This window comes from Elusimicrobiota bacterium, from assembly GCA_016180815.1.
In the GTDB taxonomy this organism is placed as follows: Bacteria; Elusimicrobiota; Elusimicrobia; order JACQPE01; family JACQPE01; genus JACPAN01.
Map to the genome: position 1 here is coordinate 37,614 of JACPAN010000017.1, position 12,036 is coordinate 49,649.

Here is a 12,036-nt window from a genome sequence, read left to right on the forward strand (position 1 = left end):
CCACTACTCCAAACGATAAACAATGCGCCCTCGGGTCAGGTCATAGGGCGACAACTCAACCCTGACCTTGTCCCCGGGCAGGATGCGCACAAAATGCATCCTCATTTTTCCGGACACATGCGCCAAGCAAACATGGTTGTTGCCCATGTCGACCCGGAACATCGCGTTCGGCAAAGCTTCCAGAACCACGCCTTCTAAAACGACCTTCTCTTCTTTGGTCATTTAAGCCGGTTTGGTCAAAATCTCGCAGCCCTGGTCCGTGACCAGCAGCGTATGCTCAAAATGCGCCGCCAGAGCGCCGTCTTTCGTGCGCGCCGTCCATCCGTCCGCGGCCACGACGACCGCGCCGCTGCCTAAAGTGACCATCGGTTCGACTGCGATCGTCATACCGGACACCAATTTGGCGCCTTCGCCCGGTCGCCCCCAATTGGGGATGGCCGGATCTTCGTGCAGACTGCGCCCGATTCCATGACCCACAAAATCTTTAACCACGTTCATGCCCAGGGCTTTCACGTAAGCCTCTACGGCATGGCCGATATCGCCGACCGTGGCGCCGGGGCGAATCACCCGGATCGCCGCTTCCAGGGCCTCGGCGGTCGCCGTCGTCAAACGCTTGGCGGCTTCGCTCACCTGGCCGACCATCACTGTGGTCGCGCAATCGCCGAAATACCCTTCATGCTCAACGCCCCAATCCAAGCTCACCAAATCGCCGTCCTTGATCACCTTGTTCTTCCTGGGCACGCCGTGTACGACCTCGGCATTCACCGATACGCACAGGCTGGCCGGGAACCCCCGATAGCCTAAAAACGCCGGGCGGACTTGCGGATAACCGGTAACCAACCGGCGCGCCTGCTCATCCAAATACTCGGTGCTCAGACCAACCTTCACCAGAGTGGCCAGTTCGGATAAAATCACGCTTGCGATTCGCCCGGACTCGCGCATTAAGGCGATCTCCCGGGCGCTTTTAACGTCGATGACCGAAACTTCCCGGCTCATTTTATTTTGGCCTCAAGATGCCGCATCGTGTCTTGAGTGACCTCGTCCACCGACCGAGAAGCGTCGACCGCGATAAAAGACGCCGTCGCTTTGTAATAAGCGATCAAGGGGCTGGTCAGCTCCTCGTAAACCATCAGGCGCTTCCTGACGGTCACCGGCTCATCATCAGGCCGGGCCAGTAACTGACCCGCGCAACGGTCGCAGACGGAATCTGCCTTCGGCGGATTGGTAACCAAATTATACACCATTTGACACTTCCCGCAGTAGCGCCGCCCGGAAAGACGGCCGACAATAACATCCTGGGCCGCTTCAAGATAAATAACCAGATCGAGCCGAAGCCCTTTTCTGTTCAAATAAACTTCCAGCTCCTTGGCCTGTTCGGTATTCCTGGGAAAACCGTCCAGTAAAAATCCGTTCAGGCAATCGGGCTGCTCCAACCGTTTAAAAACCATGGACAAAACCAGCGGATCCGGAACCAAGCGCCCGGACTTCACGCAAGCTTCAGCCTGAAGGCCTAAATCCGTTTTTTTGGCGATTTCTTCGCGAAAAATATCGCCGGTCGCGATATGGGGAACATGCAGTTGCGCGCATAAACGCTCGGATTGGGTTCCCTTGCCCGATCCCGGCGCGCCTAATAAAATCAGCCTCATGCGGTTTGCCCCACATTGAACCAACGGCCTTTGACCCGGCCTTGCTTCATAAATCCGTCATAGTGACGCATCAACAGATGCGCTTCCATTTGCCCGATCGTATCCAAGGCCACGCCCACAACGATCAACAGCGAGGTGCTCCCGAAGAAAAACGGCGCAGCCAAATGCTGCCTCAGGTAATCGGGAAGAACGGCGATGGTCGCCACGAATAAGGCGCCGAACAACGTTAAATGCTCCACGATCCATTCGATATGCTCCGCGGTCGACCGGCCGGGGCGTATGCCCGGGATAAATCCGCCCCATTTCTTCATATTTTCGGCTAAATCCTGAGGATTGATGGCGATGGAATTGTAAAAATAACAAAAGAAAATAATCAGGCTGGCGTAAATCAGGGAAAAAATAGGCAAGCCTTGGTTGAAACCGCCCAGGATACGCTGGATGAATCCAGAAACCGCGGAATTCGGGGCTAATTGACTCAAAAATAAAGGGGCCTGGATCACGGCCGAAGCGAAAATAACGGCAATCACGCCGCTGGGGTCAAGCTTGATGGGCAGGTAGGTGCTGGCCCCACCCATCATACGCCGCCCAACCAAACGTTTGGCATACTGGACCGGAATTTGACGTTGGGCCGTTTCCACCCAAACCACCAAACCGCATATCACAACCACCAAACTGACCAATAACAGCGCCCCAAAAGGCGAAATCTCCTCCACGCGGATCAAACGGATGACGTCGGCGGCGGCCGCCGGGAAACGCGCAATGATGCCCGCGAAAATAATCAGAGAAATGCCGTTGCCGATGCCGAACTCGGTAATTTGTTCCCCCAACCACATAACAAAAACAGCGCCGGCGGTCCAAGTCAACGCCGTCAATAAATAAAAACCCACGCTGGCGTCCATGACGATTTGGGGTGAACCGGGGTCCTGCGGGCTCGAAAAACCGATGGCAATGGCCACGGACTGGAACAGCGCCAGAAAAACCGTCAGGTAGCGCGTCAGCTGCTGGATTCTCTTGCGCCCGGTTTCACCTTCCCGGGAGAGCCGTTCCAAGTAGGGAATCACATGCGCTCCCTGAAGCAGGCTGATGATAATCGAAGCGTTGATATAAGGGATCGTTCCCAACGTAAGAATGGAAAACTTTGACAGCGCCCCGCCTGAAAAAATATCAAGAAAACCCAAAAATGAGCCGCGGTGTTGTTCAAACAACATCCGCAAAGCTTCGGTATTGATGCCGGGCAACGGGATGGCGGCGGCCACGCGATAAACAGCGAGCAAGCCGAACGTCATGAACAGCCGCGATCTGAGCTCCGGGATTTTAAAAAGATTAAGGATTTGCTCCACGTGCTTTTAGAACAAGTCTCCCATCAATAGCACGCTAAGCGGAGGCCTGTTTACCGATCAACTGGAATTCGCCGCCGGCCTTGGTGATGGCTTCACGGGCACGCGCGCTCGCCGCATGGGCCGCCACGGTCAATTTTTTCGTCAGCGTTCCGTTGCCTAAAATTTTAACCGGCGAATCGCGGCGCAACAAACCGCGCTCAAGCAACGATTCTGGATCAACTTTATCGCCGGCTTTGAAGCAACGCTCCAAAACTTCCAGATTAACCACGGAATACTCCGTACGAAATTCGGCGTTGTTGAAACCGCGCTTCGGCAACCTTCTGAGCAAAGGAATCTGTCCGCCCTCAAACCCAGGCATGCGGCCGTCTCCAGAACGCGAACGCTGGCCCTTCATGCCTCGCGTGGAGGTTTGCCCGTGTCCGGTGCCTTCGCCGCGGCCCAAAAGCTTGCGCCGGTGTTTGGAGCCGGGAGCAGGCCGCAAATCGGACAGATTTAAAACGTCCATTTTTTCTTGAGACTGTTTTTTATTTTCACTCATTGATTCAACCCTTGAGCGCTCTTAAAGATCCTCGGGTTTCTTGCCTCGGCGCTTGGCCAAATCCTCTTTGGTGCGCAGCCGGGATAGCGCTTCGATCATCGCATACAAAACATTATGGGCGTTGGACGTGCCCAAACTTTTGGTCAAAATATCCTTGATGCCGCAGGCCTCCAGCACGGCACGCACCGGGCCACCGGCGATAACGCCTGTTCCCGGCGCCGCAGGCCGAAGCATCACGCGAGCCGCCCCAAAAATACCGATCACCGGATAAGGAATGGTGTTGTTGATGATGGGAACCTTGACCAGGTGTTTTTTAGCCTGATGAGTGGCTTTGGCGATGGAGCCCTGGACGTCTCTGGCCTTGCCTTTGCCTATGCCCACTTGCCCGTTGCCGTCGCCGACGACGACCAATGATGCGAACGCCAAACGCTTGCCGCCGGAAACCACTTTAGCGACTCGATTAATCGCCACCACCGTTTCCTTAAAAGCGACAGCCGCGGGGGCCGCTGCTTTCGGCCGGAGAAGACTTTCCTCTTCCTCGCCTTCCAACCGCTCGGCGTCGGGTTTCTCCAACAGCATGTCGTCTTGAGCGATCTTGATCGGCGTCGTCGATTCTTTATCCACGTTGATACCCCGCGATTCCAATATGAAATTTGCCATTTACGTTTAAAATTTGAGTCCTCCTTGCCTTGCCGATTCAGCCAACGCGCGAACGCGTCCATGATACCGGCGGGAACCGCGATCAAAAACCACTTCTTTGACCCCTGCAGCCGCGGCTTTTTTAGCGATGAGTTCGCCTACGGCCTTGGCCGCGGTCATATTATGCTTGGACTTAAGCTCCTTGGAAAGATCGCCGGACAATGTCGACACGTAAGCCAACGTATGCCCCCGGACATCGTCGATGACCTGGGCATAAATATGGTTCAAACTCAAAGAAACGCAAAGGCGCGGGTGGGTGATGCCCCTGATTTTTTTGGCGACCCGCCATTTACGAATCTGCTGATGATCTCTTTTCATAAACGATCCTCTATTTCTTCGCTCCGCCGGCGCCGGCTGCAGCCGCGGCCTTACCGGCCTTGCGGATAATGTGTTCGCCGCTATAGCGGATCCCCTTGCCTTTGTAAGGTTCCGGCGGCTTTAGCGCCCTGAGCGCGCTGGCCACTTGCCCGACCAATTCTTTATCGCATCCGGAAACGATCATCTGCGTTTGTTTAGCGTCCACGGCCACGGTCACGCCGCTGGGGACGGTAAATGAAATAGGGTGGCTGGCGCCCAGGGCAAAAACGATTTTTTGGCCTTCCTGCCGCGCTTTATACCCGACCCCTTGAATCTCAAGCGTTCTGGCGAAGCCCCCGGTCACTCCCTGAACCAACGCCTCCACTCGGGATCGAACCAACCCCCACAAAGCTTTTGTTTTAGGTTCGGCCGAAACACCGGCGGCGACCGGCTCAACCTTCAAAACGGACTGATCCTTGCTCACTTTCATGGCGCCCGGGCAAGTCCACTTCAACTGGCCTTTAGGGCCTTTGACATCGATCACCCGGCCGGATGGGTCGATGCCCACGGTGACTCCTGCAGGCACGGGGATCGGTTTTTTTCCTAATCGGCTCATTGCAGCATTACCAAACCTTGGCCAAAATCTCGCCGCCGACTTTAAGCGTTTTCGCTTGGCGCGAGGTGACGATTCCTTTGGACGTGGACAAAATCACGGTTCCGAGCTCCTGAGCTCCGCCGTCCGCTTCCTGATAAGAGCGATAAATACGGCGCGATGGCTTCGACACCCGTTCGATGCGGGTGATGGCCGGCTCCTTTTCTCTCGTATAACGCAGAAGAATTTTCAACGTGCCGGCTTTGCCGTCCTCGAAAATTTTAAAGTTGGCGATATAACCCTCTTCTTTGAGAACGCGGGCGATTTCTTTTTTCATCCGCGAAGACGGAATTTCCACCACTTCTTTTTTGGCCTGAACCGCGTTGCGGATTCGCGTCAACATGTCGCTGATTGTATCCATGATTACCTCACCAACTCGCCTTGCGGACGCCCGGGATTTCTCCGCGATGCGCCATCTGGCGGAAACAAATTCGGCAAAGGCCGAAATCCCTATAGACGCCCCTGGGCCGGCCGCAGAGCAGGCACCGGTTGCGGCTGCGCCCGGGGAACTTAGGTTTTTTTCTTGTTTTCGCTATCCAAGCAGTCGTTGCCATAAATTTATGCCGTTCCTTTCGCTTTTCCCTTGGCCTGTTTTCTAAACGGCAGGCCCAGGAGTTCAAGCGTCGTTCGAACCTGTTCTGTGCTATCGGCGGTCGTTACAATCGTAATGTTCATGCCATGCGCCCTCGGGGAGCGCTCCAGGCTGACTTCGGGAAAAATATGATGCTCGCGCAGTCCGATATTGTAATTGCCGCCCTCATCGAAAGCCCCGCCGTCAAGCCCGCGAAAGTCGCGGATGCGCGCCAAGGCGATGGTTGTCAGCCGGTCCAGAAACTCCCACATCCGGTCGCCGCGCAAGGTCACGCGCAAACCGATGGGCTGACCCTGGCGGACTTTAAAACTGGCGATGGATTTCTTGGCCCGGCGGACATCCGGCAGCTGACCGGTGATCAGACTCAGGTCTTCTTTCATCTGATCGAAATATTTGACGTCTTCCTTGCCCTGACCAACGCCCATGTTGACCACGATTTTCGTCAAGCGCGGCGCCTGCCAAATGTTTTTCAAGCTGAACCGCTGCATCACCTCGGAAACAACGACCGCCTTGTAAAGAGCTTTGAGCCTCGGCGTATAGTCGCGATTCGGCGCTTCAGAAACAATGTTGGGTTTCGTCATGGGATTTGCTCCCCGCAGCGGCGGCAAACGCGCACCCGCGATTGATCCGTCAAAAATTGGACTTTAGGACGCGTGCCCTGGCTGCATTTAGGGCAAACCAGTTGCAGTTTCGACAACGCCACAGGCGCTTCGATGGTTTGAATGCCGCCCGGCTTTTCGCGCGAAGCCCGTTTATGTTTTTTGACCATGTTGATTTTGCTGACCAGGGCCCGATTCTTATCCGGATAAACTCTGATCACCTCGCCCTTCTTGCCACGGTCTTCTCCCGAAAGAACGAGAACGGTGTCTTTTTTCTTGATTCCCAGCGACATTAGCGTCCGATTCTCCTTAAATTCAACATTATTCCCGTCATACGACTTCGGGAGCCAAAGAAATAATCTTGAGGAAATTTTTGTCCCTCAATTCCCGAGCCACGGGACCGAAAACGCGCGTGCCTTTGGGTTCCCCGGTGTCATCAACGATACAAGCCGCGTTCTCGTCAAAACGGATATAAGTGCCGTCGGCGCGGCGGCAAGGCTTCTTGGTCCGCACAACGACGGCCTTAACGACCTCGCCTTTCTTTACCGAACCGTCGGGAGCCGCTTGCTTGACCGAACAGCCGACCAAATCCCCCAAGGACGCATAGCGGCGACGCGTGCCCCCGTAAACGTGAATGACCATCAACTTTCTGGCTCCGGTGTTGTCCGCCGCAGCCAGCATGGCCCTTAATTGCACCATTGGTTTAAGCCGCTCCTTTTCCCAAAACCTTGGCTACGCGCCAGCGTTTCAGCTTGGACAACGGCCTCGTTTCTTCCAAGAGAACACGGTCCCCCGCTTTGGATTTGTTGTCCTCGTCATGCGCGTAATAGCGCTTTTTATGGCGCAACAATTTGTCGTAAAGGTGATGATGCGTCAACAGCAGGACCTCGACGACCCTCGTTTTCGCCATCTTGTCGGAAACCACGACGCCCACCCGCGACTTTCGCCGGTGTTCGCCCTCGGTCACGCTAACCAAATTCGTTGTCATTGCTGAGCGGCCTCCTCGCTTTTCTTTTGTCGAATCCACGTCATCATCCGGGCGATATCCTTCCTGAGCGAACGCTGCTCGAGCGGATTCTTGGCCTGGCGGAACGTCCCCTGAAATTTGAATTCAAAAAGCTGCCGGCGCCGTTTGTCGAGTTCGCTTTGCAGCTCAGCCGGCGACAACGCGCTCATTGATTCCTTGTCTTTGCGTTTCATCAGAATTCCAACCTCTTAACCACGGTCGAGCGAAACGGAAGCTTATCGCCCGCCAAACTCAGCGCCTCATGCGCCGCCTCTTCCGTAATGCCTTCGATTTCAAATAAAATCCGGCCCGGCTGCACCACGCAACACCAATAGGAAGGCTCTCCTTTGCCTTTGCCCATGCGGGTTTCAGCGGGTTTTCGCGTAATCGGACGATCCGGGAAAACGCGAATCCAAAACTTGCCGCCCTTTTTCAAAGCTCGCGCAATGGCCAGACGGGCCGCTTCGATTTGCCGGGACGTCAAATACCCGAGTCCCAAAGCCTTGAGGCCGTATTCTCCGAACGCCACTTCAACGGCTCTGGAAGCAACGCCTTTTAGAACGGGCTTATGCGCCTTGCGATATTTGACTCTCTTAGGCATCAACATAAATTTAGGTCCCGGGATTCCCCTCGGCCTTGCTCGAGGAAGAAGGTGATTGAGCCTCCGGCACAGGAGTCGGCTTCGGCGCAGCCGTCGGGCTGCCTAAAGCAACCATCGGGATGCCCTCTTCCTGGGTCATGCCGGTTTCCTGGGCCTTGGCTTTTTTGATTTCGTTGACCAAATCTTCCTTGCTCTTGGTGAAATACTCTTTCTTGAAAATCCAAACCTTGACGCCGATTTTTCCGGAAACAGTAAACGCTTCGGCCGTTCCATACGTCACGTCCGCGCGGAATGTGGACGTCGGCACACGGCCCTCTTTATGCCATTCGAACCGGGCGATCTCGGCGCCGCCTAAGCGTCCGCTGACCATCACCTTGATGCCTGAAGCGCCCTGAGCCATACCGCGTTCAATCGCGCGTTTAACGGCCCGACGATGATTAACGCGGCGCTCAAGCTGGAAAGCGATGCTTTCCGCCACCAACGCGGCGTCTAGTTCCGGGTATTTGATTTCCAACACATTAACGAATGTTTTGCGGCCCGTTCTCTCTTCAAGCAAAGATTTAAAGGACTCAATATCCGCGCCGCGGCGGCCGATCACCATGCCCGGACGGGCGGTATGAAGGATGACGCGTAAAAAGCTGCCCGCGCGCTCGATCACCACCTTTGAAATGGACGCGTGCTTGAAACGCTCCGCCACAACCCTTCGGATCATGGCATCTTCGACGATCAACGCCGGGGCGTTACGCAAAGGGAACCATCGCGAATCCCAGTCTTGAATATAACCCAGGCGCGTGGCCTTAGGCGGTACTTTTTGTCCCATGAAAACTCCTTGATTCCGGTTCGTCCGATACCACAATGGTCAAGTGGCAAATTTTGCGCTTATAAGGAAAAGCTCGTCCCATGCTCCCGGCATGAATTCTTTTGAGCGCCGGGCCCTGGTCAACCTTGCAGGTTTTAATCCAGGCTTCCTTGGGGTCAACTTTGCGCCCCAGTTTTCCACCGAGATTGCTCAGGGCGGATTCGAGCGTCTTTTTAACCAGAACGGAAGACCCCTTGGGTAAAAACTCGAGAGACAACAGCGCTCGCTGAGCGTTCTTCCGGCTGATCAACGAGGCCACCTGGCCCACCTTGCGGGGGGCGTAACGAGCCCAGAGTGCGCGTGCAACAGCTTCAGCCATGTTATGTCTTCGCCGTTGCTTCCTTGGTATGAGCCTCGCCGTGGCCCCTAAAGAAGCGCGTAAATGAAAATTCACCCAATTTATGACCGACCATCTGCTCCGTCACGTAAACGGGCAAAAATTTGCGGCCGTTATGCACTAAAAAAGTCACACCGACAAAATCGGGAACGATGGTGCAGCGGCGCGACCATGTCTTAATGCTTCTCTTTTCACCGGAACGCACCGTTTCCTGCACTTTTTTCAGCAGCTTCCAATCGACATAAGGGCCCTTCTTCGATGATCTAGCCAAGCTTCACCTCCGGCGTCCTATCCAAAATTTTCATTCGGCCGGCCCGGACAATTGCTGGGCCGCCAACACTTTCGTTCTTCTGCGATCCTGAAGAATCATCCAATCCCAAATCTTTTTTCTTCTGGTCTTCAAACCCTTTGACGGCTGATTCCAAGGGCTTCTGGGAATATTATTGCCTTTGGATTTACCTCGGCCGCCGCCCAAAGGATGGTCCACCGCATTCATGGCCGTGCCTCGAACATACGGCTTCCATCCACGATGGCGATTGCGGCCGGCATTGCCGATGGTCATGGTATTGGCTTCAATATTGCCCACCTGCCCGATCGTCGCCATGCTTTCCTTGGGGATCAATCTTGTTTCTCCGGACGGAAGGCGGATGGTCGCGAAACGGCCTTCCTTAGCCATGACTTGAACCTGGGTGCCGGCGGATCGGGCGAGTGCCGCGCCGAGGCCGGGCTTCAACTCAACAGCGTGCACGTAGGTGCCTTCGGGGATGGATTCCAAGGGCAAGGCATTGCCTGGTTTAATCGGCGAATCCGGACCGCTGTAAAGCACATCTCCGACTTTGACGCCCACGGCATGCAGAACATAACGCTTAGCGCCGTTGGCGTAATGAAGCAAGGCGATACGGGCGTTGCGATTGGGATCATACTCGATCGTCGCCACTTTCGCGGGAATCCCCCAAAAATCACGCCGTTTAAAATCCACAAAACGATACGCCTGTTTCGAGCCGCCGCCGCGATGGCGGACCATGATCATGCCGGTATTGTTGCGGCCGCCGTTTTTGCGCTGGCCGGCAAGCAAGGACTTCTCCGGTTTGACCCGGGAGAGCTCGGAAAAATCCTGAGTCTGAATAAAGCGACGGCTGGGCGTGTACGGTTTATATGTTTTTACAGGCATTGCAACTACACCTTCTCAAAATCGATCTTTTGGTCGGCCGCAATGGTCACCATGGCCTTTTTCCAGTCGGATAAATATCCCTGGGTCCGGCCCATGCGACGTAATTTACCGCGCATGTTGACGGTGCGGACTCTCAGCACCCTGACCTTAAACAATCCTTCGACCGCGCGGCGGATATCGCCTTTGGTCGCCGCATTGTGGACCTTGAAAGAATATTGATGAGCGTCCTCTTTGAGACCGGTCGACTTTTCCGTAATGAGCGGGCGAATGAGCACTGCGCCGAAATCAGAGGCCACGTAAGCGCACCTCCACAAGCCGGTCCCAAGCCTTACGGGTGACCACAAGGGACTTGGCCGTCAAAATGTCGACGGCCGTGGCTGAATCGCAGAGCCTGACCGACAAGGACTGTAAATTTCTGGCCGCTCTTAAAAACGTGGGTTTAGGTTCGCTGACCAAAACCACGGTTTCATCCAAACCGCGAGCATGCAGTAACTGATGCAACTCCTTGGTTTTTTCGATATTGGCCAAATTCTCTTCAAGAACCACTTGGAAAGCGGCTTCGTTTAAACGCGCCGCCAACGCATGCACAAACGCCGTTTGACGCTTCACCGGTCCGACGTCGATGCGGTAGCTGCGCGGCTGGGGTCCGAAGGTGATGCCGCCTTTGCGCCACAGGGGCGAACGAATAGAACCCGCTCTGGCCCTGCCCGTATGCTTTTGTTTCCACGGTTTTTTGCCGCCACCGCTGACCTCGCCTCTGGTCAGCGTCGCATGCGTTCCCCGGCGCGCGTTGCTCTGGTACGCGATCACGACCTCGTGCAGCAACGCTTTGTTGGGCTTGATCGAAGCCAGCGCTTCCGGAACCGTTAGCTTTTCTCCGGTCGGTGAACCCGTTGTTAAATCGATAACGTCAAGCTGTTTCATAAAACTTTTTTTGGTCCTCTACTTTTTAGCCGGAGCCGCCGGTTTTTTCTTCGAGGCCTTGGCCGTTTGAACCACTTCGATACGGTGCTTACGGCGTTTCACTGTTTCACGAACTAAAACGTAACTGCCGGAGGTTCCGGGCACGCCGCCGTAAACAAACAAACGGTTATTGGCCGGATCGACCTTCAAAACTTCCAATTTATGAATGACGAGATGTTCAACGCCCAAGTGGCCGGCCATTTTTTTGCCGGGCAAAACGCGGCCCAACGACCGGCGGCCCGCCAAAGAACCCGGGGCCCGGTGCCGGTCGGATTGGCCGTGCGTTTTTGGTCCGCCTCGAAAATTCCAGCGTTTCACGCCGCCGGCAAATCCTTTCCCCTTGGAAACGCCGGCCACATCCACGTAATCGCCGGGAGTGAACATCCCCTCCAGCGTTACGGTCTGCCCCGGTTCCCAGCCGGCCGTATCCACAAGACGAACTTCGCGCAATAAACGCGCCGGAGTTATTCCGGCCTTCTTGAAAACGCCTGATTGTGGACGGTTGACCCGATCTTCGGCCTGATCATCAAAAGTCAGGGTCAGGGCCGAATACCCGTCCGTATCCTTGGTTTTGACCTGAACAACCCGCATGGGCCCGGCCAACAGCTCGGTCGCCCCTTGAGCCAGGCCATGATTGTCAAAAACCTGGGTCATGCCCAGTTTTTTGGCCAAAATGACTTTCAGCTTGGGCGCCGTTTTATCCTGTTGAGCCTGGGTTGTTTCAGACATTGCTTTA

23 protein-coding genes are annotated in these 12,036 nt (G+C 55.2%); all 23 read right to left on the reverse strand.

Annotation, left to right across the window (positions count from 1 at the left end; all coding sequences use genetic code 11):
• Window positions 1-3: 3 nt before the first annotated feature.
• Window positions 4-222, reverse strand: a complete 219-nt coding sequence (gene infA / locus HYT79_09785) for a translation initiation factor IF-1 (GenBank protein MBI2070876.1) — start codon at window positions 220-222, stop codon at window positions 4-6.
• Window positions 223-996: a type I methionyl aminopeptidase gene (gene map / locus HYT79_09790; GenBank protein MBI2070877.1), complete on the reverse strand. Its 774-nt coding sequence runs from the start codon at window positions 994-996 to the stop codon at window positions 223-225.
• On the reverse strand, window positions 993-1,646 hold the full coding sequence (locus HYT79_09795) for an adenylate kinase (protein ID MBI2070878.1): 654 nt from the start codon (window positions 1,644-1,646) through the stop codon (window positions 993-995). The genes map and HYT79_09795 overlap by 4 nt, the downstream gene beginning before the upstream one ends.
• Window positions 1,643-2,986 (reverse strand): preprotein translocase subunit SecY, encoded by a 1,344-nt coding sequence (gene secY / locus HYT79_09800; protein ID MBI2070879.1) that lies wholly within the window; start codon window positions 2,984-2,986, stop codon window positions 1,643-1,645. The genes HYT79_09795 and secY overlap by 4 nt, the downstream gene beginning before the upstream one ends.
• Before the next feature lie 34 nt (window positions 2,987-3,020).
• Complete coding sequence (gene rplO / locus HYT79_09805) at window positions 3,021-3,491, reverse strand: 50S ribosomal protein L15 (protein MBI2070880.1); 471 nt, start codon at window positions 3,489-3,491, stop codon at window positions 3,021-3,023.
• A 54-nt stretch (window positions 3,492-3,545) separates the two neighbouring features.
• A complete protein-coding gene (gene rpsE, locus HYT79_09810; GenBank protein ID MBI2070881.1) occupies window positions 3,546-4,103 on the reverse strand; it encodes a 30S ribosomal protein S5 in 558 nt (185 codons plus the stop codon).
• Between the two features lie 87 nt (window positions 4,104-4,190).
• Complete coding sequence (locus HYT79_09815; GenBank protein MBI2070882.1) at window positions 4,191-4,541, reverse strand: 50S ribosomal protein L18; 351 nt, start codon at window positions 4,539-4,541, stop codon at window positions 4,191-4,193.
• Between the two features lie 10 nt (window positions 4,542-4,551).
• A complete protein-coding gene (gene rplF / locus HYT79_09820; GenBank protein MBI2070883.1) occupies window positions 4,552-5,136 on the reverse strand; it encodes a 50S ribosomal protein L6 in 585 nt (194 codons plus the stop codon).
• A gap of 7 nt (window positions 5,137-5,143) precedes the next feature.
• Window positions 5,144-5,533, reverse strand: coding sequence for a 30S ribosomal protein S8 (rpsH, locus tag HYT79_09825; GenBank protein ID MBI2070884.1), 390 nt, complete (start codon window positions 5,531-5,533; stop codon window positions 5,144-5,146).
• Window positions 5,534-5,540: 7 nt separating this feature from the next.
• On the reverse strand, window positions 5,541-5,726 hold the full coding sequence (locus HYT79_09830; protein MBI2070885.1) for a type Z 30S ribosomal protein S14: 186 nt from the start codon (window positions 5,724-5,726) through the stop codon (window positions 5,541-5,543).
• A 4-nt stretch (window positions 5,727-5,730) separates the two neighbouring features.
• Window positions 5,731-6,345: a 50S ribosomal protein L5 gene (gene rplE, locus HYT79_09835; GenBank protein ID MBI2070886.1), complete on the reverse strand. Its 615-nt coding sequence runs from the start codon at window positions 6,343-6,345 to the stop codon at window positions 5,731-5,733.
• Entirely contained in the window at window positions 6,342-6,656 is a 315-nt protein-coding gene (locus HYT79_09840; GenBank protein MBI2070887.1) for a 50S ribosomal protein L24, read from the reverse strand. Before HYT79_09840 ends, rplE begins: the two co-directional genes overlap by 4 nt.
• A 37-nt stretch (window positions 6,657-6,693) precedes the next feature.
• Window positions 6,694-7,062 (reverse strand): 50S ribosomal protein L14, encoded by a 369-nt coding sequence (gene rplN, locus HYT79_09845; GenBank protein ID MBI2070888.1) that lies wholly within the window; start codon window positions 7,060-7,062, stop codon window positions 6,694-6,696.
• A gap of 4 nt (window positions 7,063-7,066) precedes the next feature.
• On the reverse strand, window positions 7,067-7,351 hold the full coding sequence (gene rpsQ, locus HYT79_09850; protein MBI2070889.1) for a 30S ribosomal protein S17: 285 nt from the start codon (window positions 7,349-7,351) through the stop codon (window positions 7,067-7,069).
• Complete coding sequence (rpmC, locus tag HYT79_09855) at window positions 7,348-7,563, reverse strand: 50S ribosomal protein L29 (protein ID MBI2070890.1); 216 nt, start codon at window positions 7,561-7,563, stop codon at window positions 7,348-7,350. The genes rpsQ and rpmC overlap by 4 nt, the downstream gene beginning before the upstream one ends.
• On the reverse strand, window positions 7,563-7,976 hold the full coding sequence (rplP, locus tag HYT79_09860) for a 50S ribosomal protein L16 (protein MBI2070891.1): 414 nt from the start codon (window positions 7,974-7,976) through the stop codon (window positions 7,563-7,565). Before rplP ends, rpmC begins: the two co-directional genes overlap by 1 nt.
• A 4-nt stretch (window positions 7,977-7,980) precedes the next feature.
• Window positions 7,981-8,790: a 30S ribosomal protein S3 gene (gene rpsC / locus HYT79_09865; GenBank protein ID MBI2070892.1), complete on the reverse strand. Its 810-nt coding sequence runs from the start codon at window positions 8,788-8,790 to the stop codon at window positions 7,981-7,983.
• Window positions 8,768-9,148 (reverse strand): 50S ribosomal protein L22, encoded by a 381-nt coding sequence (gene rplV, locus HYT79_09870; GenBank protein MBI2070893.1) that lies wholly within the window; start codon window positions 9,146-9,148, stop codon window positions 8,768-8,770. The genes rpsC and rplV overlap by 23 nt, the downstream gene beginning before the upstream one ends.
• 1 nt (window position 9,149) lies before the next feature.
• Window positions 9,150-9,437, reverse strand: coding sequence for a 30S ribosomal protein S19 (gene rpsS / locus HYT79_09875; GenBank protein MBI2070894.1), 288 nt, complete (start codon window positions 9,435-9,437; stop codon window positions 9,150-9,152).
• A 30-nt stretch (window positions 9,438-9,467) separates the two neighbouring features.
• Window positions 9,468-10,337, reverse strand: coding sequence for a 50S ribosomal protein L2 (rplB, locus tag HYT79_09880; protein ID MBI2070895.1), 870 nt, complete (start codon window positions 10,335-10,337; stop codon window positions 9,468-9,470).
• Window positions 10,338-10,342: 5 nt separating this feature from the next.
• On the reverse strand, window positions 10,343-10,612 hold the full coding sequence (gene rplW / locus HYT79_09885) for a 50S ribosomal protein L23 (protein MBI2070896.1): 270 nt from the start codon (window positions 10,610-10,612) through the stop codon (window positions 10,343-10,345).
• Between the two features lie 10 nt (window positions 10,613-10,622).
• The gene (gene rplD, locus HYT79_09890) at window positions 10,623-11,261 is read right to left on the reverse strand and encodes a 50S ribosomal protein L4 (protein ID MBI2070897.1); all 639 of its coding nucleotides are present in this window, start codon (window positions 11,259-11,261) and stop codon (window positions 10,623-10,625) included.
• Between the two features lie 18 nt (window positions 11,262-11,279).
• On the reverse strand, window positions 11,280-11,984 hold the full coding sequence (gene rplC, locus HYT79_09895) for a 50S ribosomal protein L3 (GenBank protein ID MBI2070898.1): 705 nt from the start codon (window positions 11,982-11,984) through the stop codon (window positions 11,280-11,282).
• Window positions 11,985-12,036 lie beyond the last annotated feature (52 nt).

What these genes read in the sequence shown, in the direction of transcription:
- infA (MBI2070876.1), bottom strand. Translation starts at nt 222, where the DNA reads ATGACCAAAGAAGAGAAGGTCGTTTTAGAAGGCGTGGTTCTGGAAGCT.
- map (MBI2070877.1), bottom strand. Translation starts at nt 996, where the DNA reads ATGAGCCGGGAAGTTTCGGTCATCGACGTTAAAAGCGCCCGGGAGATC.
- HYT79_09795 (MBI2070878.1), bottom strand. Translation starts at nt 1,646, where the DNA reads ATGAGGCTGATTTTATTAGGCGCGCCGGGATCGGGCAAGGGAACCCAA.
- rplO (MBI2070880.1), bottom strand. Translation starts at nt 3,491, where the DNA reads ATGGACGTTTTAAATCTGTCCGATTTGCGGCCTGCTCCCGGCTCCAAA.
- rpsE (MBI2070881.1), bottom strand. Translation starts at nt 4,103, where the DNA reads ATGCTGTTGGAGAAACCCGACGCCGAGCGGTTGGAAGGCGAGGAAGAG.
- HYT79_09815 (MBI2070882.1), bottom strand. Translation starts at nt 4,541, where the DNA reads ATGAAAAGAGATCATCAGCAGATTCGTAAATGGCGGGTCGCCAAAAAA.
- rplF (MBI2070883.1), bottom strand. Translation starts at nt 5,136, where the DNA reads ATGAGCCGATTAGGAAAAAAACCGATCCCCGTGCCTGCAGGAGTCACC.
- rpsH (MBI2070884.1), bottom strand. Translation starts at nt 5,533, where the DNA reads ATGGATACAATCAGCGACATGTTGACGCGAATCCGCAACGCGGTTCAG.
- HYT79_09830 (MBI2070885.1), bottom strand. Translation starts at nt 5,726, where the DNA reads ATGGCAACGACTGCTTGGATAGCGAAAACAAGAAAAAAACCTAAGTTC.
- rplE (MBI2070886.1), bottom strand. Translation starts at nt 6,345, where the DNA reads ATGACGAAACCCAACATTGTTTCTGAAGCGCCGAATCGCGACTATACG.
- HYT79_09840 (MBI2070887.1), bottom strand. Translation starts at nt 6,656, where the DNA reads ATGTCGCTGGGAATCAAGAAAAAAGACACCGTTCTCGTTCTTTCGGGA.
- rplN (MBI2070888.1), bottom strand. Translation starts at nt 7,062, where the DNA reads ATGGTGCAATTAAGGGCCATGCTGGCTGCGGCGGACAACACCGGAGCC.
- rpsQ (MBI2070889.1), bottom strand. Translation starts at nt 7,351, where the DNA reads ATGACAACGAATTTGGTTAGCGTGACCGAGGGCGAACACCGGCGAAAG.
- rpmC (MBI2070890.1), bottom strand. Translation starts at nt 7,563, where the DNA reads ATGAAACGCAAAGACAAGGAATCAATGAGCGCGTTGTCGCCGGCTGAG.
- rplP (MBI2070891.1), bottom strand. Translation starts at nt 7,976, where the DNA reads ATGTTGATGCCTAAGAGAGTCAAATATCGCAAGGCGCATAAGCCCGTT.
- rpsC (MBI2070892.1), bottom strand. Translation starts at nt 8,790, where the DNA reads ATGGGACAAAAAGTACCGCCTAAGGCCACGCGCCTGGGTTATATTCAA.
- rplV (MBI2070893.1), bottom strand. Translation starts at nt 9,148, where the DNA reads ATGGCTGAAGCTGTTGCACGCGCACTCTGGGCTCGTTACGCCCCCCGC.
- rplB (MBI2070895.1), bottom strand. Translation starts at nt 10,337, where the DNA reads ATGCCTGTAAAAACATATAAACCGTACACGCCCAGCCGTCGCTTTATT.
- rplD (MBI2070897.1), bottom strand. Translation starts at nt 11,261, where the DNA reads ATGAAACAGCTTGACGTTATCGATTTAACAACGGGTTCACCGACCGGA.